The sequence below is a fragment of the Rhodococcus jostii NBRC 16295 genome (assembly GCF_001894825.1).
GTDB classification, from domain to species: Bacteria; Actinomycetota; Actinomycetes; order Mycobacteriales; family Mycobacteriaceae; genus Rhodococcus_F; species Rhodococcus_F jostii.
The window spans coordinates 64114-74097 of record NZ_BCWY01000047.1 but is presented as its reverse complement, the minus strand read 5'-3'; the positions used below and the strand labels follow the sequence as shown (position 1 = coordinate 74097).

The 9984-nt window shown below is 65.6% G+C and carries 10 protein-coding genes; 4 read left to right on the top strand and 6 right to left on the bottom strand.

Annotated elements, in window-relative coordinates; all coding sequences use genetic code 11:
• Positions 1-184 (top strand): zinc ribbon domain-containing protein (locus RJ1_RS27080; protein WP_143169564.1); only part of this gene is annotated, 184 nt, incomplete at its 5' end.
• A 90-nt stretch (positions 185-274) separates the two neighbouring features.
• On the opposite strand, the gene RJ1_RS27075 is transcribed toward RJ1_RS27080, so the two are convergent.
• From RJ1_RS27075 to RJ1_RS27065, 3 genes are all read right to left on the bottom strand, one after another.
• Positions 275-1195 carry an esterase/lipase family protein gene (locus RJ1_RS27075; protein WP_073365607.1) on the bottom strand — a complete coding sequence of 307 codons (921 nt, stop codon included), beginning with the start codon at positions 1193-1195 and terminating at the stop codon, positions 275-277.
• A gap of 63 nt (positions 1196-1258) precedes the next feature.
• On the bottom strand, positions 1259-2410 hold the full coding sequence (locus RJ1_RS27070) for an acyl-CoA dehydrogenase family protein (RefSeq protein WP_073365606.1): 1152 nt from the start codon (positions 2408-2410) through the stop codon (positions 1259-1261).
• Between the two features lie 56 nt (positions 2411-2466).
• Positions 2467-3636: an aromatic ring-hydroxylating oxygenase subunit alpha gene (locus tag RJ1_RS27065; protein ID WP_073365605.1), complete on the bottom strand. Its 1170-nt coding sequence runs from the start codon at positions 3634-3636 to the stop codon at positions 2467-2469.
• 200 nt (positions 3637-3836) lie between these two features.
• Between RJ1_RS27065 and RJ1_RS27060 the strand changes: the two genes are divergently transcribed.
• The 3 genes from RJ1_RS27060 to RJ1_RS27050 all read left to right on the top strand — a co-directional run bounded on the left by RJ1_RS27060 (position 3837) and on the right by RJ1_RS27050 (position 7386).
• Positions 3837-4826: a GNAT family N-acetyltransferase gene (locus RJ1_RS27060; RefSeq protein ID WP_073365604.1), complete on the top strand. Its 990-nt coding sequence runs from the start codon at positions 3837-3839 to the stop codon at positions 4824-4826.
• 220 nt (positions 4827-5046) lie between these two features.
• Positions 5047-5871 carry a mycofactocin-coupled SDR family oxidoreductase gene (locus RJ1_RS27055; protein ID WP_073365603.1) on the top strand — a complete coding sequence of 275 codons (825 nt, stop codon included), beginning with the start codon at positions 5047-5049 and terminating at the stop codon, positions 5869-5871.
• Positions 5872-5889: 18 nt separating this feature from the next.
• Positions 5890-7386 (top strand): aldehyde dehydrogenase, encoded by a 1497-nt coding sequence (locus RJ1_RS27050; RefSeq protein ID WP_073365602.1) that lies wholly within the window; start codon positions 5890-5892, stop codon positions 7384-7386.
• Between the two features lie 70 nt (positions 7387-7456).
• Here the strand turns inward: RJ1_RS27050 and RJ1_RS27045 are convergent, their stop codons facing one another.
• Genes RJ1_RS27045 through RJ1_RS27035 form a run of 3 tightly spaced genes read right to left on the bottom strand, consistent with a single transcriptional unit; the run spans position 7457 to position 9855 of the window.
• Positions 7457-8113, bottom strand: a complete 657-nt coding sequence (locus RJ1_RS27045; protein WP_073365601.1) for a TetR family transcriptional regulator — start codon at positions 8111-8113, stop codon at positions 7457-7459.
• A gap of 35 nt (positions 8114-8148) precedes the next feature.
• A complete protein-coding gene (locus tag RJ1_RS27040; RefSeq protein ID WP_073365600.1) occupies positions 8149-9054 on the bottom strand; it encodes an alpha/beta fold hydrolase in 906 nt (301 codons plus the stop codon).
• 21 nt (positions 9055-9075) lie between these two features.
• Complete coding sequence (locus tag RJ1_RS27035; RefSeq protein ID WP_073365599.1) at positions 9076-9855, bottom strand: SDR family NAD(P)-dependent oxidoreductase; 780 nt, start codon at positions 9853-9855, stop codon at positions 9076-9078.
• Positions 9856-9984: the final 129 nt, after the last annotated feature.

Here is a 9984-nt window from a genome sequence, read left to right as displayed (position 1 = left end):
TCCGTCGTCGAAGATGTGCTCGGTGTGTGGGTCGATCGCGTCGACGATGCCGCTTGACGTGCGGGAGTGGGCGTGCCGATGCGGCGTCGTCCATGACCGGGATGTGAATGCGGCGAAGAACATTGTGGCCGTCGGACTGACGGTGGCAGCCTGCGGAGATGGTGTGAGACCGCCCCGCACATGAAGTGTGGGGAGGCGACTGTCGGTGAAACAGGAACTTCGGGACGTGAGTCTCGAGGGGAATCTCGGTCGTTCACGGCCGAGAGGACGTCAATCAGGGCAGTGGCGCAACGGCATGGCAGGCAGGGGCGACTGCCGTTGCCGGATCGAGGATGTTCCGGACGACTCGCAGTGTGACGTCGTCGTAGACCATGGTTCCGTGATTGGTCTGATCTTCGGCGCAGAAGTCCTGGACCACGATGTTGGACACGTTCGGACCGGGTGGTAGCTGCGATTCGCTCAGCTGCACGACGAGATCGGATCGCGAACTGACGGTCGCATAGTCGACCTCCGGGCGGGTCATTCCGCCCACGCCGGTTTCCGTGACGAACGCGGAACCGGCGGTGCCGTCGTCGACTGCGGGAATCACCTGTCCGACGAGATCCTTCGCCTGAGGGTTCATGGCGAGGAGATTCAGCATCCCGTACGCGCTGATGCCGTGGGTTGCGGCAGCGACTCCGACCATCGTGCCGACCGTCGACTGCCCACCCAACCGGTTGATGAAGTACAGCGGCACGAGACCGCCCTGGGAGTGCCCGACGATGTCGACCCTGTCTGCACCGGTGGCGGCGAGAACCGTATCGACGTAGTCGCCGACCTGCTGTGCGGACACCCGCATGTCACCTGTCTGATGGAACGGGCCGGTTTCGGGCCCACCATAGTTGAGACCGAAGACGCAGTAACCGTCTGCTTTCAGCTTTGGTGAGTACATCGCCCAGTTGGCGTAACTGTTCTCGAATGTCCCGTTGACGAGGAGAACCGGGCGCGGATGTGCGGCAGTCGGCCGGCGCGAGAAGTCGTTCAATCCCGGCGGAAGCGCATCGGGGTGCTCGATGGAATAGGCCCACGCGGCCGGCCAGCTCGTCTGTGGCGGACCTTCGGGGGCGCGGTCCGGGGCAGCTCCGGCCGTGGACGGCGGGCCCAGGGCCAGCAGTAGTCCGAGAAGTGTCACCCCGCGTGCGAGTACACTGATCATGTCCCAGCTCCTCAACTGCGAGCGTTGCCCCGGCGCCGCGCCCATCCCGATCGATCGGATCGTTCAGGCCTTCATCAGATCGCGATGAATGATTTCCTTCATGATCTCGTTGGTGCCGCCGTAGATTCGTTGGATCCTCGCGTCGATGTATGCCTTCGCGACGGGGTATTCCATCATGTAGCCGTAGCCGCCGTGGAACTGCACACCGGCATCGATCACGCGGCCCTGCAGTTCCGTGGCCCAGAGTTTGGCCTTCGCCGCGTCCACGGCGGTGAGGGTGCCCGCATTGTGCTCACGCACGCACCGGTCGATGTACGCGCGGGACACCTCGACGGCCGTCTGCAGTTCGGCGAGCGTGAAGCCGAGACCCTGGAACTCCCCGACGCGCTTGCCGAAAGCCGTGCGCTCCTTGACGTAGTCGAGCGTCCAGCCGAGTACCGCCTCGGCCGACACCTGCGCGGCGATGCCGATACCGAGCCGTTCGAGGGGAAGGCTCTGCATCAGGTACGCGAACCCCGAACCGACCTCGCCGAGCAGGTTCTCCTTCGGGATGCGGACGTCCTCGAAGAACAACTCGGCCGTGTCCTGCGCGTGCAGACCGAGCTTGTCGAGCTTGCGACCACGGCTGAATCCCGGCGTCCCGTCCTCGACGACGAAGAGGCTGAAGCCGCGGGAGCCGGCCGCGGAATCGGTTTTTGCGAACACGATCACCAGGTCGGCGAGGATTCCGCTGGTGATGAAGGTCTTGGACCCGTTGATCACCCAGGTGTCGCCGTCGGCGACGGCAGTGGTCTGGATGGCGCGCAGGTCGCTGCCCGCGGCAGGCTCACTCATCGCGATCGCACCGATGGTCTCGCCGGTGACGAATCCCGGCAACCAGCGCTGCCGCTGCTCTTCGTTTGCGTGACGGAGCAGGTAGTTCAGGACGATGTCGTCGTTCGTGGAGAACCCGGACTGCAGGGCCGACGCGCCGACGCGGGCAATCTCCTGCTGGATCACGAAGCGGAAGCGGTAGTCGAGTTCGCCGGGGCCGCCGTACGCCTCGGGGACGGGCAGTCCGAGCAGGCCCTGGCGACCCGCTGCCAGCCAGGTCTCGCGATCGATCAGGCGATCCGCGTCCCATTTCTCGAGGTGGGGAACCACGTGCTTGTCGACGAATCCCCGGACGGATTCGCGGAACAGTTCGTGGTCCCGGTCGAAGAGATCGCTCTGCATGCTTTCCTCCTGCGGCGGGGCGCCCGCCGGGCGCCCCGCACATCATGTGTTGTCAGTTAGTTCGTTGCCAGCAGTTTCTGGGTTTCGCGACGGAACACCTGATTGGCGACCTCGTTCTGGCCCAACACCATCCGTCCGGCGTTGGCGCTCGTCATGCCGTGCTGGGAGTCCCGCAGGAGCGGGAAGTCCTCTGCGTGGAGAACTGCGAGGAGAATCTCCCAGTTCTTGTTCCACAGGCGGGTCCACTTCTCCTCGGTCATCTCGGTGTCCGCGACCGGCGGCACGATCAGGCGCATCTCCATGCGGCAGCGCTGCGGATCGGTGGGGTGCGGACGGAACGTGAGGAGCTGGAAGTGATCCGGCTGCCGCAGCAGGGTGCTGTTGGGCAGCAGGAAATGGGTTTCCGTGATGTCCTTGGCCAGGCTCCGGTCGCCGGGGTCTTCCTCGATCCACCGGTCGATCGACTTGCGCGGCGCGATGAACCGGCAGTGCCTGCCGAAGTCCTCGAATGCCATCACGTTGGTGTGGATGTGTTTTGCTGCGGTGTTGGGGTGGGCGTACTGGATGTGGTAGCCGTCGAGGAAGGCGTCCTGCATGATCTTCCAGTTGACCGGCTCGTCGAATCCTTCGGCCTGGAAGGCGATCTTGGAACCGAGGTCGTATCCGGCGAGGATCGTATCCATCTCTTCGCCGAGCCAGCCCGCCACGTCGATCTCGGCGTTCGCCTCGTCCACGACCCAGATGAAACCGTGGCGCTCCTCGGTCGGCAATTCCACGAGGCCCATGTTCGTGGTGTCGGTTTCCCCGAAGGTGTTGTCACGGGTAATCGTCCGCAGGGTGCCGTCCGTGTCGTACGACCACCGGTGGTACGGGCAGGAGAAGAGGCGGCAGCGGCCCTTCTCCTCCTTCTCGAGGAGGGCGCCCCGGTGCCGGCACAGGTTGACGAACGTCTTGACGCCGCCGTCGCGCTGGCGGACGACGATGATGTTGTTCCGCGGCATCTGCAGGGTGAAGAAGTCGCCGGAGCGGGGGATCTCGGAGCCGTGCGCGACTATCGAGGGAACACGTCCGAAGATGAGGTCGCGTTCCTGCTTGGCCACGGCCGGATCGGTGAACTCCTCCGGTCGAAACCAGGTGATGTGGTCGAACTCGTCCGTCGTGTCGTTGCGCAGGTGATCCAGGGCCCGGCGAATGCGTTCCTCGCGGGGTGCTCCGACCTCGGTCATTGCGTTTCCTCCAGTGTCGTGCGGAGTCGATGGGCCGGCGTGGTCGCCGCTACCCGCCACCGTCTCCGATTGCGGTGTGGATCGACTCCCTAAATCTAACTCACATAGATTTATGTGTAAACCCTCGCAGGTCCGGCCGTTGCGGGTTTAATCAATGAACATTAGGTTTGGGCGACACCGTCCGATAAGGAGTGATACGGATGATTTCCTGTCAGTGGTGCGAGGAACTCGCAGACGACGACCGCGACGAAGTGCTCGCCCTGGTGGCCGCGGCCGCCGAATATGACGACGAAGCGGGGTTCTCGCGTATCGAACCTCGGGACGTCACGGCCCGGACGCGCACGGGGGTGCGGGTGTCGCATCTTGCCGTCAAGGCGCGCCGAGGGTTGAGCGCCCTCGAGGATGTGCCCCTCGTCGTGGTGGCGTACCTCCAGGTGGCTGTGGACGACGAGGGCCTCGGGACGGTCCAGTTCGTCGTTCACCCCGACTATCGATCGCGGGGAATCGCGACGTTGCTCGTCGAGGAACTCGGCCTCGACGTGGACCGGCCGGACGGCTGGAGGGGCACCGGAGCGCGCGCACTGCGGACCTGGGCTTTCGGCACGCATCCGGCGGCCGAGAGGCTGACTCGCAGATTCAGGATCCCGTCGGTCAGCCGGTTGTGGACCTTGTTCCGCAGCCTGACCGGGCCCTTCGCGGTTCCGCTCGATCCGGTGGCCGTCCCGGAAGGGTCCCGGCTGGAGGAGCTGCGTGCGCTGGACGACCCGGAGTCGGTGAAGGCGCTCGACGACGTGCTGAGTCGCTCGGGAATGTCGTCGGCCCAGCTCGAGAAGCTCTCGGAAAGCCGCTCCTACGGAACCGGTTCGGTGGTTGTCGCGTCCGGGGACGCCGGCCGGTCCCACGGGTTCGTCTGGTTGGATCCGACGCTGCACACGCACCTCGACCTGCGGGCGGCGTGGATCCGGGCCTTGGTTCTCGAGAAGGAGTCGCGTGGCGGTGGCCTGGGTGCCGGCCTACTCGTGCGAGCGCTCGAGGTGTTGCGCGACGCGGGTGCCCAGATCGCCTTGATGAGAATCGATCCCGAGGACGACGGTGCCGTCCGCCTCTGCCGGTTGCTGTCGTTCGAGCAGGAGGAGGCGCACACGTGTTACCAGGTCGGTGACTGGCACGAGCCCCCCGGATACCTCTGAGGCATGAGACGAATAACGATATATGTTCCACTGTTGACGAACGGCGAACGTCGCGCTACTGTCCTGTGACACGGCTCACAGGCGGGGTCCGTGAGGAGGGCGTCCGGCGGACGTTCCTCGAACCCAGGCTCACATCCCGTGCTCATGCCCCGCGCATTCTTGCGCGACATTCCTGCACACCAGCGACATTCACGACTCAGCAGTTACGAGAGGACACGTCATGGCACGACTCGAGGGAAAGGTCGCATTCGTCACCGGTGCGGCTCGAGGACAAGGACGTTCGCACGCCATTCGACTGGCGGAGGAGGGCGCGTCGGTGATCGCGATGGACATCTGCGAGCAGATCGACTCGGTGTTCTATCCGATGGCCACCACGGACGACCTCGCCGAGACCGAACGTCTGGTCAAGGAGGCCGGTGGCTCCATCGTCACGTCGATCGGCGACGTCCGGAACCGGGCGGACGTCCAGCGTGCGTACGACGCCGGAATCGAACAGTTCGAGCACGTCGACATCGTCCTGCCCAACGCCGGCATCATGCCCGTCATCGAACCCGGTGATCAGCCGCAGGCGTGGCACGACGCCATCGATGTGATGCTCACCGGCGTGTGGCACGTACTGGAGGTGACGGTGCCCGGGCTGATCGAACGAGGTCAGGGCGGTTCGATCGTCATCACCAGTTCCGCTGCCGGCCTGACCAGCATCGGGCTCAACACATTCCCCGGTCAGGCCGGCTACTCCGCGGCCAAGCACGGCGTCGTCGGTCTCATGCGGCTGTACTCGAAGCAGCTTGCCAAGCACAGCATTCGAGTCAACACCGTGCATCCCACCGGTGTGAACACCCCGATGGTCGCCAACGCCGAATACGGCGAGTTCGTGAATTCGCACCCCGAGGTCGCGAACGACGAGTCGTACAAGAATCCGATGCCGGTCGAGCTGATCGAGGCCGTCGACATCAGCAACGCCATCGTGTTCCTCGCCTCCGACGAGGCGCGGTACGTCACGGGTGTGACCCTGCCGGTCGATGCCGGTTACAACAATCGCTGAGCGAAGGAGTTTCCGACCATGACGACAACAGAATCGGCGGCAGCAGCGCCGCCGGAGATCGCCGATCGCGAGCAGGTGTTCGTGGGCGGCCGATGGGTGGAGTCGACGGGAGACGAGTGGATCGATCTCGTCGACCCGTGGACAGAGAAGCGGGCCGCGCGAATCCGCAGCGCCACTGCGGAAGACGTCGAACGAGCCGTGCAGGCAGCTCGCGCGTCGTTCGATTCCGGCGTGTGGGCGTCGCGCACGATGGCCGAGCGCGCCGACGTTCTCGACGAGATCGCGAACCGGCTCGAGCGGCGGGTCGAGGAGTTGACCCCGCTCGGCGTCATCGAGGTCGGCATCCCCGTGGCCGTCAGCGGCCCGACCCAGCAGATGACCGCCGGGTTGTTCCGCGCCGTCGCCGCGGTGGCCCGTGACTTCTCCACCCGTGAGGACCGGACCCGGGCCGACGGCGGGATCTCCCGGATCCTCAAGGAACCGACCGGTGTCGTCGCGGCCATCATTCCGTGGAACGGGCCGATCGGGACGATTGCGTTCAAGGTTGCCCCAGCCCTCGCTGCCGGCTGCTCGGTGATCCTCAAGACGGCACCGGAGGCCCCGCTGTCGCCGTCCGTATTCGCCGACATCATCGGGGAACTGACGGCGGAAGGCGTGCTTCCCGAGGGTGTCGTCAGCGTTCTCTGCGCCGATCGCGACGTGTCCGAAACGCTGGTCACCAATCCCTCCGTCGATCACATCACCTTCACCGGAAGCACTCTCGCGGGACGGCGCATCATGTCACTCGCCGGTGAGCGGATCGCGCGGGTGTCCCTCGAACTCGGTGGCAAGTCGGCGGCGATCATCCTCGACGACGCCGATCTGGGCCATGTCATGCAGTCTCTCCCCATCGGTGGCTGCATGCAGAGCGGTCAGGCCTGTATCGCGCTGACGCGTGTCCTTGTGTCCCGCAAGCGTCACGACGAGGTGATCGAGGCGTTCAAGGGTGCGCTGAGCTTCCTTCCGATGGGAAATCCGTGGGACGAGACGACATTCCTCGGTCCGCTCGCCATGGAGCGGCAACGTGACCGCGTCGAAAGCTACATCGCCTCGGCCGAGGAGGAGGGCGCGACGATCGTGCTCGGCGGTGGCCGCCCCGCCGGGGTCGAGCACGGCTTCTTCGTCGAGCCGACTCTGATCGACGGCGTGCGCAACGACATGCGAGTCGCGCAGGAGGAGATCTTCGGTCCGGTCATCTCCGTGATCACCTACGAGGACGAGGAAGAGGCGATCGCCATCGCCAACGACTCGATATACGGATTGTCCGGTGCGGTGTACACCAACGATCTCGACCACGGTTTCGAGGTGGCGCAGCGTATCCGGACCGGAACGATCAGCGTGAACGCCGCCATCATCGACTTCACCGTGCCGTTCGGCGGCTACAAGCAGTCCGGTGTCGGGAGGGAAGGCGGGATCGAGGGCCTCGAGGAGTTCTTCGAGATCAAGACGGTGCACATGCCCGCGACCGTCGGCTAGGACACAGAGATGGCGAAGGGCCCCTAGACGTGCGGTTCCAGGGGCCCTTCGCCCTCGGCTGGTGAGGATGTCAGGCGGAGCGTTCCTCGGTTGCGCTCCCGGCGCCTGCCTCGTTCCGCATCACCCCGTACAGGAAGCTGCGGATCATCTCCTCGAACAACCGTTTCGACGAGAGTTCGTTGGCGGCAAGCGCTTCCGCGAGGAGAGGCTGGGACTCCGGATCGACATTGGGGAAAATCGTTGCGCGGGTGCTCGGCTTGCGCATCGCTTCCGTGAGGACCGCGCCGATGGACAATGTCTCCATCCCGTCCAGGATCTGAACGTGGAGATGTGTCGGGACGCCGGAGTCCAGGAGGAATCGGGCCGTGTCCTCGTAGGTGCCGATCAGGAGGTCCCGGGGCAGATACCGCAGGAGGATCGGCGCCGCGTTACGGTGCCGGAGAATGGCCTGGCGGAAGTTCAGGCTCAACGCCACGAAGAACTCCGGCCAGTCGGATCCGGGCTTGCGGCGGGGACGCACAACGGTGGCGCCTGCGATGTGGCGTGCCACCGCGGACAGGATCTCGCTCTTGTCCGCGAAGTGGTGGTACAACGACGGCGCCTGCACTCCGAGGTGCTTGGCCAGTCGCGGCAGACTGAATGCCTCGAGTCCTTCGGAATCGATGATCTCGATGGACGCCTGCACCGCAGCTGCACGGCTGATCAGGGGCTTCGATGGTCGGGGCATGTCAGGCTTTCCGGTGGGGGTGTTCGCTCGAATGGTTATTTGGCATGGTGAGGTGAATCGTAGCGGGTCGTGGTCACCTTATGGGTGTAGGCGACCTCCTCGTCGAGGAAGTCGAGCAGCCCGTCGCTGAGCAGGTCGTTGTCGTCGCCGCTGACCATGTGCCCGGCGCCGCCCACGTCGATCTGACGGGCCGTCGGGATCAGTTCCAGCAGGTCACGCGCACCGTCCGTGCTGACGACGTCGGACTGCGCGCCCCGGATCAGGAGGGTCGGGACGGTCACCGCGCGCGCCGCGGCACGAGCCCGCGCCTCCCGGGTCGCGGCCTCGTCGACGCTGTTCTCCCGATGCGTGATCATCCGCGGATCCCAGTGCCAGTACCAGCGGCCGTCGCGGTGGCGAAGGTTCTTGCGGAGGCCCTCGATCCGCGGCGGACGACGCCGGTGCGGGTTGTAGGCGACGACTGCTGCCAGCGCGTCGTCGAGGGTGTCGAAACCGGCAAGGCCGCTCTGCATGAATGCCGTGATCTTGGCGAGTCCGCCGGGTTCGGCGCGGGGTGTGATGTCCACCAGGACCAGCGCGCGACCGATGGCGCGATCACCCTGCGCGACCAGCGACGCCATTCCGCCCATGGACGCTCCGACCAGGACCGGCGGCTCGCCGAGATCGGCGACGACGGCGGCGAGGTCGCGCGCGTGGGCGTCGGTGCCGTAGTCGCCGTCCTCGGCCCACTCGCTGTCACCGTGACCGCGGGCATCGATCGCCAGTGCGCACCAGCCGTTGTCGGCGAGACGGATTCCGGTGCGCTGCCACGAATGGCGGGTCTGCCCACCGCCGTGGAGAAGCAGGACGATGCCCTTCCTCGGGGAGGTCGGCTCCCATCGGTCTGCGGTGAGCACGACTCCGTCGCCTCGGAGTTCGGTGCGAAGGGTGGTCAGGGGCATGATGTTGTCGCCTTTCGTCGGTCAGTGACCGGAGGTTCCGCCGTCGACGGCCAGCGTCGACCCGGTGATGTATCCCGAGGCCCGGCTGGCGAGGAAGACCACCGCCGCGTCGAGTTCGCGCTGGGTGGCGGTCCGTCCCAGTGAGCAGTCGTGGAGGAAAGCCGCGAGCGTCTCCGCCGACATCTCGCCGATCATGTCGGTGTCGACGAAACCCGGTGCGATCGCATTGACCCGGATGCCTTTCCGCCCGGACCACTGGTTCGACAGATCTCTGGTCAAGCCGATGAGCCCGGCCTTGCTCGACGAGTACGCGGCTTGCGGGAGCACGGACTTCACCAGACCGAGCATGCTGGTGATGTTGACGATGCTCGATCCGGGCCCCATGACCCGGGCGCAGGCCTGGGCGGCCCAGTAGGCACCGAAAAGGTTCACATCGAGCACCGCCCGGTAGTCCTCGGGCCGCTCGCGGGTGGCGGGTGCGGCATGGGTGACCCCGGCGTTGTTCACCAGGACGTCGAGCCTGCCGAACCGGTCGATCGCAGCCTGCGCGAGCGCGTCGCATTGCTGCGGATCGGTGACGTCGGTGGGGACCACCAGGCAGTCCCGACCGCGTTCGGTCACCGACCGGGCGACCGCATCGAGCTTGTCGCGCCTTCGTGCGGCGACCACGACATCCGCGCCCGCCTCCGCGAGGGCGCAGGCGAACCCCGCACCGAGGCCGCTGCCCGCGCCGGTGACGACAGCCACGCGGTCGGTCAGACGGAACAGGTCGAGCACCGATTCGGTCGCCGGCAGGTCCATGAGCGAGTACTCCCATCCAAAATTCTAATGCGCTTAGGTTTATCTCAGGTGTCGCCGCGGGGCAACAGCTCCGGTGGACGCCTTGCGCGACATTAACCTAATTGCATAAGATTTAGGAACAAGCGGAGT